13 protein-coding genes and 1 riboswitch are annotated in these 17,244 nt (G+C 36.9%); of the genes, 1 reads left to right on the top strand and 12 read right to left on the bottom strand.

Going from position 1 to position 17,244, the window contains the following annotated elements; genetic code table 11:
- Positions 1 to 160 precede the first annotated feature (160 nt).
- On the top strand, positions 161 to 616 hold the full coding sequence (locus tag AC5LWL_RS07980) for a YslB family protein (protein WP_493433811.1): 456 nt from the start codon (positions 161 to 163) through the stop codon (positions 614 to 616).
- A gap of 613 nt (positions 617 to 1,229) precedes the next feature.
- Here AC5LWL_RS07980 and AC5LWL_RS07975 read toward each other — a convergent pair.
- The 12 genes from AC5LWL_RS07975 to zapA form a co-directional block, all read right to left on the bottom strand.
- The gene (locus tag AC5LWL_RS07975; protein WP_493433810.1) at positions 1,230 to 2,462 is read right to left on the bottom strand and encodes an aspartate kinase; all 1,233 of its coding nucleotides are present in this window, start codon (positions 2,460 to 2,462) and stop codon (positions 1,230 to 1,232) included.
- 274 nt (positions 2,463 to 2,736) lie between these two features.
- A complete protein-coding gene (gene ltrA, locus AC5LWL_RS07970; protein ID WP_493433353.1) occupies positions 2,737 to 4,026 on the bottom strand; it encodes a group II intron reverse transcriptase/maturase in 1,290 nt (429 codons plus the stop codon).
- A 560-nt stretch (positions 4,027 to 4,586) separates the two neighbouring features.
- Positions 4,587 to 4,767, bottom strand: a riboswitch (Lysine riboswitch).
- Between the two features lie 171 nt (positions 4,768 to 4,938).
- A complete protein-coding gene (gene uvrC / locus AC5LWL_RS07965; protein ID WP_493433809.1) occupies positions 4,939 to 6,711 on the bottom strand; it encodes an excinuclease ABC subunit UvrC in 1,773 nt (590 codons plus the stop codon).
- Between the two features lie 460 nt (positions 6,712 to 7,171).
- Positions 7,172 to 7,486 (bottom strand): thioredoxin, encoded by a 315-nt coding sequence (gene trxA / locus AC5LWL_RS07960; RefSeq protein WP_493433808.1) that lies wholly within the window; start codon positions 7,484 to 7,486, stop codon positions 7,172 to 7,174.
- A 168-nt stretch (positions 7,487 to 7,654) separates the two neighbouring features.
- Entirely contained in the window at positions 7,655 to 8,623 is a 969-nt protein-coding gene (locus AC5LWL_RS07955; RefSeq protein WP_493433807.1) for an electron transfer flavoprotein subunit alpha/FixB family protein, read from the bottom strand.
- Between the two features lie 24 nt (positions 8,624 to 8,647).
- Positions 8,648 to 9,388, bottom strand: coding sequence for an electron transfer flavoprotein subunit beta/FixA family protein (locus tag AC5LWL_RS07950; RefSeq protein ID WP_493433806.1), 741 nt, complete (start codon positions 9,386 to 9,388; stop codon positions 8,648 to 8,650).
- Positions 9,389 to 11,098 carry a long-chain-fatty-acid--CoA ligase gene (locus tag AC5LWL_RS07945; RefSeq protein ID WP_493433805.1) on the bottom strand — a complete coding sequence of 570 codons (1,710 nt, stop codon included), beginning with the start codon at positions 11,096 to 11,098 and terminating at the stop codon, positions 9,389 to 9,391.
- 361 nt (positions 11,099 to 11,459) lie between these two features.
- Positions 11,460 to 11,867 carry a DUF350 domain-containing protein gene (locus AC5LWL_RS07940; protein ID WP_493433804.1) on the bottom strand — a complete coding sequence of 136 codons (408 nt, stop codon included), beginning with the start codon at positions 11,865 to 11,867 and terminating at the stop codon, positions 11,460 to 11,462.
- Positions 11,868 to 11,916: 49 nt separating this feature from the next.
- Positions 11,917 to 14,268, bottom strand: a complete 2,352-nt coding sequence (locus AC5LWL_RS07935) for an endonuclease MutS2 (RefSeq protein WP_493433803.1) — start codon at positions 14,266 to 14,268, stop codon at positions 11,917 to 11,919.
- Between the two features lie 135 nt (positions 14,269 to 14,403).
- Positions 14,404 to 16,125 carry a DNA polymerase/3'-5' exonuclease PolX gene (polX, locus tag AC5LWL_RS07930; RefSeq protein ID WP_493433802.1) on the bottom strand — a complete coding sequence of 574 codons (1,722 nt, stop codon included), beginning with the start codon at positions 16,123 to 16,125 and terminating at the stop codon, positions 14,404 to 14,406.
- Between the two features lie 151 nt (positions 16,126 to 16,276).
- Positions 16,277 to 16,819: a CvpA family protein gene (locus tag AC5LWL_RS07925; protein ID WP_493433801.1), complete on the bottom strand. Its 543-nt coding sequence runs from the start codon at positions 16,817 to 16,819 to the stop codon at positions 16,277 to 16,279.
- Positions 16,820 to 16,826: 7 nt separating this feature from the next.
- Complete coding sequence (zapA, locus tag AC5LWL_RS07920; RefSeq protein ID WP_493433800.1) at positions 16,827 to 17,093, bottom strand: cell division protein ZapA; 267 nt, start codon at positions 17,091 to 17,093, stop codon at positions 16,827 to 16,829.
- Positions 17,094 to 17,244: the final 151 nt, after the last annotated feature.

Below are 17,244 nucleotides of genomic sequence, written 5' to 3'. Positions count from 1 at the left end.
GCGGAAAAGCAAACCAACGAAGAAATTCGACGTGTCATTTTTACCGGACTTTTTAAACAACCTATTAAAGCAATATATATTTTTTTAATTTCTGTTAATTCCCTTTATCTTATAATTTTTAGAAATATATATAATAGAATAATAGAAAGAGGAGAGACTATTGAGTGATTTAACATCTGTAGAAGGAAAATCAAGAGTGGATGGAGAACCTCTTACAGTTCCTGCTTATGGCTATGAATTAATTCGGGAAATACTAATACCAGATTTATTAGGAAGAGATACTCCTGAATTGCTGTACTGGGCTGGGAAAAGAATGGCAAGAATGTTTCCACTTGAAAATATAGAAGAAGCTAGACTCTTTTTTGAAAAAGCTGGTTGGGGGACACTGGAAGTTAGCAAGCAGTCAAAGCATGAGATGGAGTATACCCTAACAAGCCCCCTAATTGAAAAAAGATTAAAAGAAAAAGGAAAATGTACTTTTCAGCTAGAAGCAGGTTATTTAGCACAACAGCATGAGCATCTAAAAAAGGTAATGGCAGAAGCATTTGAAGATCCAAAAAGACGCGGAAAAAAAATAACGATTACCGTTCGTTGGGACAGCAAAGACCCTATTTAATACGAAAAAAGAAGAGGCTGAGTCATAACTAAATAGATAATAGGTAAAGACGAACATTCTCTAATTTAGCACGTAAATGGTTACTTCCCTATACTGGTTATTTATGTTTTTTAATAGAGTTAAGTATAAAAACTATGTTGTTCCATTGCGCTACAGGCACTCGCTTTCCGCGGGGCTATGCTTGAGCCTCCTCGTTGCTACTTGCGGGGTTTAAAGCCTTTCCTCTACTTCCCGCAGGAGTCGAGTGTCTTCCGCTCCATTTCACTTTGTTTTAAAGGTGATTTTCTAAAACCTAATTCTTTTACCAAGAAAAAAATGAAATAGATTGGAAAATGGAGCAGCCTGAATACACGTAGACTCCTGTGGGATTAGCGAGACAGCTGAGACCCTGCAGGCCAAGGGCCGAAGCGGCTCAGCGCGAGCCCCACGGAAAGCGAAGTGTATACAGGCTGCGGGTGTTTACCACAAACATTCTTTTGCTTTTCACTCTATAAAAAATTACAAAAAAACGTACAAGAGTTACCCCATATGAGATCTCTTGTACGTTGCTATATCGCATTATATTTTCACCTCTAAAGGCGTTCATTGCCTACAAAGAAAAATCCACACTTTTTTATGCGTTGACAACAGCTACTTTGCTTAATTCAAACGCATCATGCAATGCTTCCACTGCATGAACCATTTTTTCTTTTTCAATAACGGTTGATACTTTAATTTCAGAAGTACTTACCATTTTGATGACAATATCTTCTGAAGCCAATACTTTAAACATATCTGCCGCTACACCTGGATTAGAAATCATACCAGATCCAACAATAGATACTTTTGCAAGTCCTTGTTCAGAAGTTACTTTTTCATAGGATAATACAGATTGATTCTCTTCTAATACTTGTAATGTTTCTGCTAGATCACTGTCTTTAATAGAAAATGAAACATTTAGTGTTTGTTGATCCGTTAAGCTCTGAATAATAATATCCACATTGATATGATGGGATGCTAATGTCGTAAAAATGGTGGAAAGGCTTGTTAAAGGATCTTTTAATCCAAACACCGTTACGCTAGTAATATTATCTTCAAACGCTACACCTCTTACGACCAAGTTTTGCTCCATTGATACTTCCTCCTCGATGATTGTTCCTTCTTCTTTTTCCATACTTGAGCGTACTACAAGTGGCACTTGATAATTTTTTGCATATTCGACAGCCCTTGGATGTAGGACGCCTGCACCTAAATTCGCCAATTCTAGCATTTCGTCATAAGATACGGCCAATAATTTTCTTGCATTTTTAATATAACGGGGGTCTGTTGTATACACACCAGTTACATCTGTATAAATATCACATTTTTCTGCCTTAAGAGCGGCTGCTAATGCTACTGCCGTTGTATCTGAACCACCACGCCCTAATGTTGTAATATCCCCATCTTCTGTTACCCCTTGAAAACCTGCCACAATGACAACTTTTCCTTCCTTTAATTGAGCGTGCATCTTTTCTGTTTCGATATTTAGAATGCGTGCATTCCCATGAACCGCTTCCGTTTGAATTCCTGCTTGCCAGCCGGTATAAGAAATCGCATCTACTTGTTTTGCATTTAATGCCATTGATAATAAACTGATGGTCATTTGTTCACCAGTTGAAAGTAATACGTCCATTTCTCTTTTCGAAGGACGATCTGTTAATTCACCAGCAAGTTTTACTAGCTCATCCGTTGTTTTCCCCATTGCAGAAACAACAACAACCACTTCATTTCCTCTATTTTTCTCTTCCATTACTCGCTCGGCAACATTTTTAATTCGTTCTGCACTTCCAACTGATGTTCCGCCGAACTTTTGTACTACTAAACCCACAGCATTCCCTACTTTCTTTTCTCTTAAAGGTTGTTCAAAAACTCCGATAAACATGGCACGTCGAATTTCTTCGTTGGTCCTTTTTATCCTCCTTTTTGAACACGCACTCTTAGAAGTATTTTCTGTTCGTTCTATTCCAATTAGCCACTTTTTTTATCAATAAAAAGAACATCTCTATTAATCTCTTTTTTAGGCAAATCGAGTAGGAGGCACATTTCCGTGCCGACCTCTCACACCACCGTACGTACCGTTCGGTATACGGCGGTTCGAAAGTTTATGAAATCACCTTCGATAAGGATTTTAAACCTTGATCTTGCCAATATTGATTATTTAATGCAAGATGTAATATAGGGTTGTTTGATAGGCGCCAATATCCCTTACGGGAGTTGGCGTTCTTTTTAGCTTCTTCCTTATATATCCCAAGTTTTACAAGGTTCTTATATTTCGTTTTAACCTTCTTCCACTCTTTCCACCTACACGCTCTTAACCTACGTCTCGTATGACTATCGATTTTATGTGCGTATTGCTTGATATCCGCGATTTTAAAGTAATTTCCCCAACCTTGTATCAGTTGGTTTATTTTCTTCACACGGAATTCCATGCTTACTCCCCAATTTCGGTTGGTCCATTTCTTTAATTTTTCTTCGAACCTTTTCTTCCGCTCTTTTGGCACAAATACTCTAGTTTTCCTTCCTCTTTGGTAGAAGCTTACTCCTAAGAATATCCGTGCTATCGGCTTTCCCACCGCACTTTTCTCCTGATTCACCTTCAACTTCAATTTTCTCTCGATAAATTGAGTGATGCTTTCTTTTATTCGTTCTCCTGCTTTCCTGCTTTTAACGAAAATATTACAATCATCTGCATACCTCACAAATTTGTGCCCACGCTTCTCTAATTCTTTATCTAATTCGTGAAGCATGATGTTGCTCAGTAACGGACTTAATGGGCCACCCTGTGGTGTTCCTTCTGTATTCGGTTTAATTAACCCATTGTCCATCACTCCTGCTTGGAGATATCTTCTGATTAGTTTCAAGGTTGGTTTATCAGTGATCGTTTTCGCGATAAGCGACATGAGTTTGTCATGGTTAACACGGTCGAAGAATTTCTCTAGGTCTATGTCTACGACAAAATTGTAGCCATCTTCGATATATTGTCTTGCTTGTTCTATCGCTTGATGTGCGCTTCTATTTGGTCTAAATCCATAACTATACGAACTAAATTGTTTTTCAAAGATGGGGGTAAGTTTCTGCACAATTGCTTGTTGAATGACTCTGTCTGTCACGGTAGGGATTCCAAGTTTCCTTGTTCCCCCGTTCGGTTTGGGGATATCCACCCTTCTTACTGCTTTTGGTTTATACTTTCCTTCTCTAATAAGTTCTCTAATTTGTTGACCTTCTTCTTTCAAATAAAGGCGAGTAGCTTCTATATCTTTCGCATCGACTCCTGCTGCTCCTTTATTCCTTTCCACCTTCTTGAAAGCATGGTTCAAATTATCTAGTTCTGTTATCTTTATAATTAGACTTACCGTTGATTTCATATTGTTCCCATGCTGTTGAGGTTGCATAAGGCTAACTCCACTCTATCCGAGAAACTCCGGTTTTCCGAACCTTCTTTTCTCGTATAGTCATTTTGTTTCTGTTTCCTCGTTTCCTTATCAATAACTCTAGCACGGTCGCTCCTTTCGTTCCGTCCTTCTCAAATCCTAGATTTGATACTATGACTTCGGCTGACTTCTCTTGATTCAGCTATCTATCACTAGATAGGTTCCCAATAGGATATTCAAGAGACCTCCCGGGGTAAGTTCACTCGCTTTCTCCTCATCTATCTGCCACATTTATTCTCATTTCATCCGGGGATATTTAGGACTTCATTTTGTTTAGCAAACTCGTCCTGAAATGAAAACCTCTAATGTGATTCGTATACCTCAGACCAAGGATTTGTCTAGGGCTTCCTTCAGATTCCGCGTCACCACGGACACCCTTGCCTTCGACTAATGGTTCGCATATCCCAACGCCCATAGCGGACTTGCACCGCCTAGCTAGTGAACATGCCCGGCACACTAAAAAAAGCAATGAGAAGAACGTCTCATTGCTGTGCAGAAAAATCCATTAAAATGTGCACAAACAGTGAGATAGCCCTCCAAAACAGTTCCTTGTTTTGACAGTCTTGCATTTATTCAATGCAAAACCAGCAAAGAAAAAATGAGCTTTTCTTTACTTCGGCAAACTGTCCCTTTCATAATCCTTCTTTGAAGCTCATCCTTCTCTGGATTATTACTTTTGAAGTTCGCACCTCTACCTTCACTTATTAAGTTATAAGTTGCCATCATTATAGCATAGAGTTTTTCATCATACAACATTGTTTTTTATTCCGACACTTTTCGTATAGATTGCTGTAAGTTAAACCACAGCAGAAATTCACATTGTTTTGGCTCTTTAGGAGCCTTGAAACGCTTGTGCTGTATTTAGTTTTCCTCTTATTCCTTCAATTTTGTCAATAACTCTTCTGCTACGTTTGCAGGTATGCCGATTTCCCTGAATTCTTCGATTGTTGCTTCTTTCATTTTTTTTACCGAGCCGAATGTTTTTAATAGTAGCTTTCGTCGCTTCTCCCCAATTCCTGGAATATCATCTAGTAATGATTGGAAGGCGTTTTTCCCGCGAATTTGACGATGAAAGGTAATTGCAAATCGGTGAACTTCATCTTGGATACGTTGCAGCAAATAAAATTCTTGACTATTTCTAGCCAATGAAATGATTTCCAATGGATTTCCATACAATAATTGAGAAGTTCGATGTTTTTCATCTTTTGCCAATCCGGCAACAGGTATGTCCAAACCTAATTCGAATAATAGTATTTCTTTGACTGCTTCTATTTGGCCTTTTCCTCCATCAATTACGATTAGATCAGGAAGAGGCAATCCTTCTTTTAACACACGCTGATATCTTCGTCTTACTACTTCTCGCATGGACTCGTAGTCGTCTGGGCCTTGAACGGTTCTTATTTTGTATTTCCGATATTCTTTTCTTGCCGGTTTTCCATCTATAAATACAATCATCGCAGATACCGGGTCTGTGCCTTGTATATTACTGTTATCAAATGACTCTATTCGATGGGGCGTATAAATGCCCATCTGCTGCCCTAAATTTTCAACTGCTTTAATCGTTCTTTCTTCATCTCGATCAATTAACGCAAACTTTTCATTTAATGCATTTTTGGCATTTTTATTAGCTAACAAAACAAGTTCTTTCTTTTGCCCTTTTTGCGGCTTTAACACCTTCACATTCAAAAGTTCTTCTACCATTTCCCCTTGAATACTATTCGGAATTAATATTTCTTTCGGTTTAAAATGATTATCTTTTGCATAAAACTGGCCAAAATAGGTGAGCATTTCTTCTTCTGGCTCTTGATAAATCGGAAACATGCTAACATCCCGTTCAATCAATTTTCCTTGACGAATAAAAAAGACTTGCACACACATCCAGCCCTTATCATACGAAAATCCAAATACATCCCGATCAACTAAATCAGTCATCATCATTTTCTGTTTTTCCATTGTTGCTTCAATATGAGCGATTTGATCCCGAAATTCTTTAGCCCTTTCGAAATCCAATTCTTCTGCAGCAGCAGTCATTTTCATTGTTAATTCTTTTTTTATCTCTTTATAGCCGCCGTTAAGAAATTTCGTGATTTCATCGACCATTTGTCGATATTCTTGTTGCTGAATATCTTTTATACATGGTGCCAGGCATTGACCAAGATGATAATATAAGCATACTCTGTCAGGCAAAGTAGAACATTTTCTTAATGGATAAATACGATCAAGCAGTTTTTTTGTTTCGTTTGCTGCTTGTACATTCGGATATGGCCCAAAATATTTGCCTTTATCTTTTTTTACTTTTCTTGTTGTAATTAAACGAGGATGCTTTTCCGCTGTCAGCTTGATGAAAGGATAGCTTTTGTCATCTTTTAGCATGATATTATATTTTGGATCGTATTTTTTAATTAAATTAATCTCTAATAGTAATGCTTCCATATTAGATGATGTAATAATATATTCAAAATCCTCGATTTCATTTACAAGCCTTAATGTTTTCCCATCATGGGAACCAGTAAAATAGGAACGCACTCGATTTTTTAGCACCTTTGCTTTTCCTACATATATCACGGTTCCTTGTCTATCTTTCATTAAGTAACATCCAGGCTGATCAGGTAAGAGCATCAGTTTATTTTTTATTGTATTATTCATAGTCTTCCTAGTCTTCCCTCCCTGAATGGTCAGGCTGTCGACAAATTCTCGCCTTTTTTACATCACTTTGTATAAATAAGGCTTTGTGTGATTGTGTCATTGCTGTTAATGAGCATAAATCTACTTGTCTAACTGCCGAGTTCAGTTCATTATATGCTATTATCTATGATACGTGGAGGAGGCGGGTTTCAGCAAGAAAAAAGATAGGAATGGAAAATAAAAGGGGATTAAGCAGAAAAAATGGAGAAATAGAATCACTACTTTTCTTATCAAAAAAGCACGAAAAGCAGATACTTCCTTATTAAAAGCGCCACGTCCTTATGTTTTTATTGGCATTAGTGCGTCCTAGTGTTAAAGCCTGGATACGGACACAACTGTCAAGTTATCACTTATCCTATTTTGTTTTTAACTTTCTAGAAAAAGAAAAAACGTGAAGAACAATTTGCTCTTCACGACATTTTTAAGCATGTTTAGATAATAATTCAGCAAGTGCTTCTTTTGGTTGGAAGCCAACTACTTTATCCACAACTTCTCCATCTTTAAAAACCAATAGTGTTGGGATGCTCATTACACCGAATTTAGAAGCTGATTCTTGGTTTTCATCAACATCGATTTTAACAATTTTTACTTTATCGCCAATTTCAGCGTCTAATTCTTCTAAAACTGGTGCAATCATTTTACAAGGTCCGCACCAAGGTGCCCAAAAGTCTGCAAGTACTACCCCTGTACCTGTTTCTGTTTGAAAGTTTTGATCTGTTGCATGTGATATAGCCATTAAATATTGCCTCCTCAAAGTGTTAAACTTATAATATCGAAAGTATACCATCGTTTTTGTTGTGATGCTAATAATTTGTTTCGTTCATAATTTCCCCAACCATCAAACGTTCTATTCGATATAGAAATAATAGAAGGCATCAATCATCATTTCTCTTTGGGACGATAATTATTCTCTATCCTCCAGCTGCTGTATTAGCAATGGCACAACTTGAAAGACATCTCCTACAATGCAATAGTCTGCTTCTTGAAATATGGGAGCGTCTGGATCATTATTAATCGCAATAACCACCTTGGCTCCATTCATCCCGACTATATGTTGGATTGCTCCTGAAATTCCACAAGCAATATAAATATCTGGTGCGACAGCTTTTCCCGTTTGACCAATTTGCAAGGATGAGTCACTAAGACCTAATTCAACAGCACCTCTTGATACGCCTACCGTACCGCCAAGAGTAGTTGCCAATTTTTTTACTAATTCCATTCCCTCTTTATTTTTTATTCCTCTTCCACCTGCAACAATTACTTTAGCATCCAGTAGATCAATCGTATTTTCTTGTTCTTTTTTCACTTTTACGACAGAAAATACTGGTTTTGTGTCAGTCATTACGTACTCTTCTACGGCAATTGCTTTTCTGTCTCGTTTCACTGGCATATCCCAGCTGTTTGGTTTTATTGCAACAATAAAAACATCGGTTTCCAATCGAATGATTTCATCTAGCTTTCCGGAAAAAATAGATCGTGTTACTAAAAATGAATGTACTTCTTTTTTTATATCCTTTACGTTAGAGATAAGTGGAATCGCTGTTACTTCACTTATATAGGGAGCAATATTTTTTCCGAAATCAGTTTGGGACGTTATTATTTTTGACGGTTTTTCCTTTTGTAATATAGCTAATATACATTGTCCATATGCTTCTTCTGTAAATGCACCTGGTTCCTCTTTTACCCATATAACTTTATCAACATGATAATAAGTCAGCTCTTCCACTATAGACGCTGCCTTCACTTCTCCATATAATACAACAACTATTTCTGCATCATCCGCTATTGTCTCAGCTGCCGCTATGCATTCAAGTGTAAAGGAACATATTTTGCCTTTGTTCATTTCCCCAATAATCATTATTTTCTCTGTCATTTTTACCCCTCCCTTCCTAAAAAGCTACTGAATTTTCTTTATCAGTTTTGCCAATCGGGCAGCTTGTTCCACACTATCTCCTTGAATAAACAAATTTTGTCTCTCCACTGTTGGAAATTGATAGTGATTTGTTTTTATTAACTCCGATTGTTTCAATAATGGAGTGATTTTTTCTAATGGCTTTCTTTTTGCTTTCATAATTCCAGCAAGCGCAGGAAGTCTTGGTTCATTTAAACCTTGTGGTACTGTTACTAATAAAGGCAATGAGCCACTGTATGTTTCGATCTCTTCGGATGAATGTTTTTCAATGATTGCTTTGTCTTTCTCTATCGTCAACTTTGCTATATTGTTTATATACGGAATTTTCAATGCTGTTGCAACACGTGGTCCTACTTGTGCAGATCCTCCATCAATGGTAAAGGAACCTGCCAAAATAATATCGAATGGAATTGTTTTAATATAGGAGGACAATATAGATGCAATATTAGCGGGTTCTTCTTTCCTATCATTCACCACTAACAGTGCCCCTTTATCCGCACCGATTGCAAGTGCAAGCCGCAGCTGTTTTTCCGCATTCACTTCTCCTGCTGTTATCGCTAGTATGGATCCGCCATGTTTCTCTTTTAAACGAATAGCTTCTTCCAACGCAACTTCATCCAGAGGGTTAATTACATATTCTACATCTTCCGTCTGGATCATATCGTCTTGTACCGTAATTTTTTGTTCAGAATCAATCGTTCTTGAAAGCAGTACAATAATATTCAATTAGGAATCACTTCTTTCATTGTCCATATTATTTTGATCCGGATTGTTTTCCTTCCTTAATTCTCTACGCAAGATTTTTCCAATTGCTGATTTTGGCAATTCTGTTCGAAATTCATATAAGCGTGGTACTTTAAATGATGCAATTCGTTTTCTCATAAAGTTATTTAGATCTTCTGCTGACACTTCAGCTCCTTTTTTTAATACAATAAATGCTTTTACTGTTTCCCCACGATACGGGTCTTGTACACCAACAACTGCTGCCTCTTCTACATCTGGATGCTCATATAATACTTCTTCTACTTCCCTTGGATAGATATTAAATCCGCTCGCAATAATCATATCTTTTTTTCGGTCAACGATGTAAAAATATCCTTTTTCATCCATATAACTTACATCACCTGTTAACAGCCATCCATCCTTTAGTACCTTTTCTGTTTCTTCGGGATTATTCCAGTACCCTTTCATGACTTGTGGCCCTTTAATTCCTAATTCTCCAATTTCTCCTGCAGGAAGTTTCTGTCCTGTTTCTGGTGAAAAAATCGCTGCATCCGTTCCTGGCCACGGCACTCCAATGCTCCCTTTTACAATTTCATGGTCCCAAAGGAAATTAACATGTGTTACTGGAGAGGTTTCGGTTAGTCCGTAACCTTCCACTAATTTACCACCCGTTTTCTTCTGAAATCTTTCTATTATTTCAACTGGTAATGGCGCAGATCCGCTTATCGCACCGGTAATGGAGGAAAGATCATATTTTTCTATTTGTGGATGGTTTAGAAGTCCGATATAAATAGTAGGCGCACCAGGGAAGATTGTTGGCTTTTGCTTATGAATTGTTTTTAGCGTGGTCGTTGCATCAAATTTAGGAACTAAGATCATTTTGTATATTTCCATCACAGATAATACCATGACAGTCATCAAACCATATACATGAAAGAGAGGCATAATGCCAAGCATTCGTTCCTCCCCTTTTTTCATACGGTACAGCCATTGACGACACATCGATGTGTTCGCAATTAAATTTTGATGTGTCAACATAACACCTTTCGGGAAACCGGTTGTTCCACCAGTGTATTGGAGAATAGCGATATCTTCTTCAAAATCAGTTGGATATTCCACTACTTCTGCGGATGGTTTTTTTAATATATTGGATAACTTATGCGTGAATTCATTTTCATTAATAGGAGAGGATTTTCCTTGTTGTTTTTTTTGCATGATTGAATAGAGGAAGTTTTTAGGGAATGGTAGAAAATCTTGGATTTTTGTTACAATAATATGTTTAAGCTCCGTATCGACTTTTGCTTGTTGTATTCGATCATAGAGAAGGTCTAATGTGATGATCATTTGTGCTCCAGAATCTTTTAACATAAACTGTACTTCTCTTTCTTTATAAAGGGGATTTGTCGGTACAGCAATTCCTCCTGCTAAAAGAACGGCATAAAAGCTTATAACAGTTTGCGGAGTATTTGGCAGCATAATGGCTACCCTGTCTCCTTTCTTTAATCCAAGCTTTTGTAGGTAAGCTGCTAAGGTCTGTGCTTTATTATATATATATTGAAATGTCCATTCTTTTCCCATAAAGTGAATGGCTTTATGTTTTGGATATTCTTTTGCAGCATTTTTTAATAGTTGCTGTAGAGTATCTGCCCGATAATAAACGTTTTTTGCTGTTTGTTTTGGATAAAGGTCCAACCATGGTTTTTCCCGATGCATATTTCTTCCTCCTTTTGATAATCTGCTTGTCTCTTGTACTAGCTTATTATATGTTGAGGAACTCACTTCAGTTAATTAAAATACGCCCTTATTAAAAAAGGGCTACGCTGAAAAGCGGCTTTAACTCTCTCGAATAGTCCGCAGCCTGCTCTCTTCTTCAAACTTAGGCCATATAACAAAATAGAAACCTGCTTCTTTTATGCGCCATGGTGCAAAATTTATTGCAGGGAGGTCTTCTTTGTCTTTTCACACAAAAAAAACACGCGTTTTCTTTGTATAATGTCTACAAAGAAATCACGTATTTTTCCGATAAATCAGTGGAGCTTTTGTCTGAATAGCAATCACATTAATAAGTCTAATTTCAGGAAATTCCTGAGCCAATTACATAGGATAAACCAATGGAGATAATCATGGAAATTAATCCAACTGCTCTATTATCATTTTTTATTTCTTCATCTATTTTAAATTTAGGTGTTAAAAATTCAAAGATAAAATAACCAACCAGTAATAAAAAGAATCCATACACTCCCCATACAATCATGGTTAGTAAAGAATCATTCTGCATAATCGAGTGTCTAAATATATTGGCTATCCCAAATATTTTTCCACCTGTCGCCATCGCCACAGCAATATTCCCTCTTTTTATTTCTTCCCAATTATTATATTTTGTCACCAATTCAAAAACAGATAAAAAGACAACCATGCTTAAAATAACAACACTATAATCACCAGCAGTTTTTACATATTCATTATTCCAAAATTGATTCATGCACTTTCTCCTCTATTCGTTTTCTATCTAATCCCTCTCTCATGACGAATTATTTTAATTCAACGACCGTAACACCACTTCCGCCTTCTCCCGCTTCACCAAAGCGAATACTTTTCACAGATCGATGATTTTTCAAGTATTCTTGCACTCCTGTTCTTAATGCACCTGTTCCTTTTCCATGAATAATTGATACTCTTGGATATCCTGCCAGCAAGCTGTCATCGATGTATTTTTCGACCCTGGATAAAGCATTTTCAAATCTTTCTCCACGTAAATCCAACTCTAGGCTCACATGATAATCTTTCCCTCTAATAGTTGCCAGCGGTTTCGTTTCTACTATTTTTGGCGCTTTAATAAATTCTAGATCTTTTTCTTTTACTTTCATTTTCATTATGCCGATCTGAACTTGCCATTCTTTATCAGAAGTTTTTTCTAACAATTGCCCTTTTTGACCAAATGTTAACACTTTTACCTCTTCACCTGGCTGAAATACATGATCAGTTTTGGTGGAGGTTTGATTTCGTTTAACGGATGTTTTTGGAGCAGCATCACTTAATCGTTTTCTTGCATCAATTAGTTCATGTTCTTTTATTTCCGCTCGTTTTTCTAGCTGCATTTTTCGTAACTCAGAGATAACGGTTTCTGCTTCTAGTTTCGCATTTTCAATGATTTCTGCCGCTTGTTTTTTTGCCTTTTCTTGAAGGGTTTCTTTTTTCTCATAATAGTCCATTACTTGCTTTTGCAAATCATGGTGAAGCATTTCTGCCTGCTTTAATAAATCTTGTGCATCCTTATATTCTTCTTCTGTATTTTTCCTGCTTTCTTCTAATGACGCAATCATGTTCTCTATTTTATTGCTTTCATCACTAACATGAGCTCTGGCAGTAGCAATAACATGTTCTTGCAGTCCAAGGCGCTTGCTTATTTCAAAGGCATTACTTCTACCTGGTACGCCAATTAATAATTTATAAGTAGGGCTTAATGTTTCAATATCAAATTCAACGCTCGCATTTATAACCCCATCCCGATTGTAGCCATACGCTTTTAGCTCAGGATAATGGGTTGTGGCGATAACACGAGCGCCACGACTGTTCACTTCATCTAATATGGAAATTGCGAGTGCCGCTCCTTCTTGTGGATCCGTTCCTGCACCTAATTCATCAAATAACACAAGGCTATTATCATCCACTTTATCTAGGATACTTACAATATTAACCATATGAGAGGAGAATGTACTTAGCGATTGTTCAATGGACTGCTCATCGCCAATATCTGCATATACTGCTTCAAAAACACCCATTTCCGAACCATCTAGTGCCGGTATTTGCAATCCTGCTTGTGCCATCAGCGTACATAGTCCAACCGTTTTTAAAGTAACGGTTTTCCCCCCTGTATTTGGCCCTGTAATAACAATCGTCGAAAAATCGCCTCCAAGTGTCACATCATTTGCGACCACTTGCTCGATAGGAATTAAAGGATGTCTTGCTTTAAAAAGCGAAATCTTCCTTTTATTATTTATTGTTGGTTTTGTGCCTTTTAATCGATGTCCATATTTTGCTTTCGCAAACATAAAATCCACTTCCGTTAATACAGCAACAATATCTAAAAGCTCTGTACTGTATCCTGAAACAATGGCAGTTAATTGCGTTAAAATACGATCGATTTCTTGTTGTTCCTTCACCCGAATGGCAGCAAGCTCATTGTTGAGTGTAACAACAGATTGGGGCTCAATAAAAAGAGTTTGACCAGATGCACTTTGATCATGAATGATGCCGCCGTAATTTCCTCTGTACTCTTGTTTAACTGGAATAACAAAACGGTCATTACGAATCGTAATAATTGCATCCGAAAGCATCTTTTGTGCATTCGATGAGCGAATCATACTTTCTAGCTTTTCTCTTACCTTTGATTCATTCCTCCGCAGCTGAGCTCTGAGACTTCTTAATGCTTCACTTGCACTGTCCATCACTACACCTTGCTCATCTATTGCCATGGTAATTTCTTCTTCCACTTCAACTAATACCATCATTTCTTCTACAAGTTCCGCAAGAATTGGTACAGCATCTTCTTCGTGGAATTCTTCGATAAACCTTTTTATTTGTCTGCTTGCATGTACGGTATTTGCGATCTGAATTAGTTCTAAAGGACTCAGCATTCCGCCGATTGAGGATCGCTTTACGTGTGGACGAATATCATAAATCCCATTTAACGGTATATTACCGCGCATTCGAAATATTTTTGCAGCCTCATCTGTTTCTTCCTGCCAGCGAACTACTTCATCAAACTCTGTGGAAGGAACTAGTTGTTCAGCTTTCCATTGTCCTAAAGAAGAGGATACATGTTCAGCTAATTGTTTTTTGATTTTATCAAACTCTAAAGTTTTTAATACTCTTTCCTGCATGGAGGTTTCTCCTTTGCTACTTTTCTCTTCTAGTAATGGTTGTTTATTAAATGGCAGAGAAATAATTACTTCCCAAAGAAGGTCTCACTTACACTATAAGCTTCTTCCCATTTTAGTCTTCCATTTAAATACCGATTACTGTTTCTTTTTTTGTAAAAATTCCAGAAAATCTCTTTTTTCCATCGTATTTATTACAGTATCTTTTTGTATCCAGCCTTTTTTGGCAGTAGATACGCCAATGATCATATTATTTAACTCTTTTGTATGATGTGCATCTGTATTAATAATAATCTTTACCCCTTTATCTTGGGCCATTTTCACGTATTTCGCCTGTAAATCCAAACGATTCGGATTACTATTCAATTCTAATAATGTATTTGTTTCTTTTGCCATTAAGATTAACTGTTCGATGTCTACTTCATAACCGTCTCTTATGCCAATTTTTCTGCCTGTTGGATGCGCGATTATATCGACATATTTATTTTGCATCGCTTTTGTTAATCGTTCCATTATTTTGTCCTTTGGTTGAGAGAAGGCAGAATGAATCGATGCAATGACAATATCGAGTTCAGCCAATAAACTATCTTCATAGTCTAATGAACCATCTGGAAGAATATCCATTTCGATACCAGCCAGTATCGTAATATCATCATATTTTTCATTTAATTGTCTTATTACTTGAATCTGTTCGCGTAGACGCTCTGGTGTTAGCCCGTTTGCCACTTTTAAATAGTGAGAGTGATCAGTGATTGCCATATACTGATAACCGCGAGCTCTGTTTGCCTCTACCATTTCCTCAATAGAAAATGCACCATCGCTCCAAGTGGAATGCATATGTAAATCGCCTTTAATATCTTCAATCGATATAATCGTACTGTCCTTTTTATATGCTTCTACTTCTTTGCCGTCCTCTCTCATCTCCGGTGGAATAAAAGGCAGCTGAAAATGATGATAAAAATCTTCTTCTGTTGTAAATGTTAGTATTTCGCCTGTTTCTACCTTTTCGACGCCATACTCACTGATTTTTTCGCCCCGTTCCTTTGCTAGCTGTCTCATTCTTACATTATGTTCCTTTGATCCAGTAAAATGATGGAGCGTTGTCGCGAATTCGGCTTCTGACACGATGCGGAAATCTACGGAAACATCGTATTTTAAGTCTAATACGATGCTTACTTTCGTATTGCCAGCACCCGTTATTTCTTTAATCGACGGAAGCATGATTAATTTATTTTTAACAGCAGATGGATTATCTGCTGCAATAATGAAATCTAAATCTTTTATTGTTTCCCGCACTCTTCTTAAACTTCCTGCTCGAGAATATCGGCTGATTTCTTCTATCTGTTTTAATTCCTGTTCAATGGAGTCTGCAACAGACAACATATAAGCAATTGGCAGTCTGTCTGGTCTTGCCCCAACATTTTGTAATGCTTCCATTATTTTTTCTTCAGATTTTTTTCCAAAGCCACTTAGTTTTTGAACTTTTCCTTCTGTACAAGCAGCTTGTAAATCCTCTGCATTTTTCACGGAAAGCTCTTTGTATAGCTTGGCGATTTTTTTCCCTCCCAAACCTGGAAGCTGCAGCAGTGGAATTAATCCCTTTGGTACTTCTTCCTTAAGCTCTTGCAACACGGAAGATTTTCCTGTTGAAACATATTCCTCTATGACTGCCGCTGTACCTTTTCCTATGCCGGGAAGTGCTGTATAATCCGTTATTTCTGTTAAGTTTTTTTCATCACTTTCTAAGCTTGCCGCAGCTTTTCGAAAGGCTGAGACTTTAAATGTATTTTCACCTTTTAATTCCATATAAACAGCTATCTGTTCTAATAGACGGACTACTTCTTTTTTTGTCAAATTCATCGTTTATCACCTGCTTCTATCCATTCTTTCACAATAATAGTATCATAACATGTTCTGTACGTTTTCAGGTAATAGGCGCATACCTTCAGTTATAAGAACAGCAAAAACTCTTCTGGCATCATATACATTGCTAGAAGAGTTTTATGCTCATTTAAGAAGCCATATAATCAAACCAAAGTGCTTTTATTTTCCCAGAAAAATAAGGGGTATTTTCTATAATGCCCGCTGCAATGCTCGATTTATTCAAATTATTTTGGATCATTTCAATCGGCAGAAGTGCTGCAATATATAAAAGTATAAATAAAACCAAATAAACCTCAATAAAACCTAGAATTGCACCAGCCCATGTATTAAGCTGCTTTAATACCGGTAAACTAGCAACAAAATCTATCATACTGCCAATTATTTGCCATACAATTTTCACAGCAAAAAAAATCAGCACAAATGCAATGGCACGATAAAATACATCTTCCAGATTTGCATTGCCAAATAGGGTCGTAACAAGACTATTTTCTCCTACATTTGGATAAGGTACCCATAGGGTCAACTTTGTAGATAAAGGTATGTAATATTTATTTGCCACAATAAAGGCAACAATAAATCCAGTTAAATGGACCATTTGTAAAATAAAGCCTCTTTTTAGTCCCCTTACTAGACCAAATACCAATAAAATAATGATAATAAAATCCAACATGACCTTTTCAGTCCTTTTCTTTTTTTAATTCATTTTCCAGCTGTTCCACTCGATCTAATAATTTTATATAATCATTCACTATATTAACAGTAGTCAGTACGGCTAATTTATTTAAATCAAGGGCAAGTGATGGATTCTTTGCATAAAGCTCCCGCATTTTTTTATCCACTATAGAGGCAACCAAGCGAACATGGCTTGACGATTCTTCACCTATTATTACATATTGTGTACCGTATATTTCAACACTGGTGCGGTTTTTTGGTGTATCTGTCACATTTTATGCCTCCAATCATAAGAATCCTATTCTATATCATAACATGACCGTTCTAGAGTGGGAAGTCAAACCCTTTCAAAATAAGTCATGGTTTTACAATTTGCTCTATTTTTTGTCATTCATCCGTTTTATCAGGAGTATGTATTCATTC

The organism is Niallia sp. WK069_GA_01 (genome assembly GCF_983173855.1).
Note: the sequence above shows the minus strand (reverse complement) of the source record. Positions and strands in the feature narration are given on the sequence as shown.

Coding starts and splice junctions, on each gene's coding strand:
- ltrA (WP_493433353.1), bottom strand. CDS start 4,026: ATGCAACCTCAACAGCATGGGAACAATATGAAATCAACGGTAAGTCTA.
- uvrC (WP_493433809.1), bottom strand. CDS start 6,711: ATGAATAATACAATAAAAAATAAACTGATGCTCTTACCTGATCAGCCT.
- trxA (WP_493433808.1), bottom strand. CDS start 7,486: ATGGCTATATCACATGCAACAGATCAAAACTTTCAAACAGAAACAGGT.
- AC5LWL_RS07955 (WP_493433807.1), bottom strand. CDS start 8,623: ATGACAGAGAAAATAATGATTATTGGGGAAATGAACAAAGGCAAAATA.
- AC5LWL_RS07945 (WP_493433805.1), bottom strand. CDS start 11,098: ATGCATCGGGAAAAACCATGGTTGGACCTTTATCCAAAACAAACAGCA.
- AC5LWL_RS07940 (WP_493433804.1), bottom strand. CDS start 11,867: ATGAATCAATTTTGGAATAATGAATATGTAAAAACTGCTGGTGATTAT.
- AC5LWL_RS07935 (WP_493433803.1), bottom strand. CDS start 14,268: ATGCAGGAAAGAGTATTAAAAACTTTAGAGTTTGATAAAATCAAAAAA.
- polX (WP_493433802.1), bottom strand. CDS start 16,125: ATGAATTTGACAAAAAAAGAAGTAGTCCGTCTATTAGAACAGATAGCT.
- AC5LWL_RS07925 (WP_493433801.1), bottom strand. CDS start 16,819: ATGTTGGATTTTATTATCATTATTTTATTGGTATTTGGTCTAGTAAGG.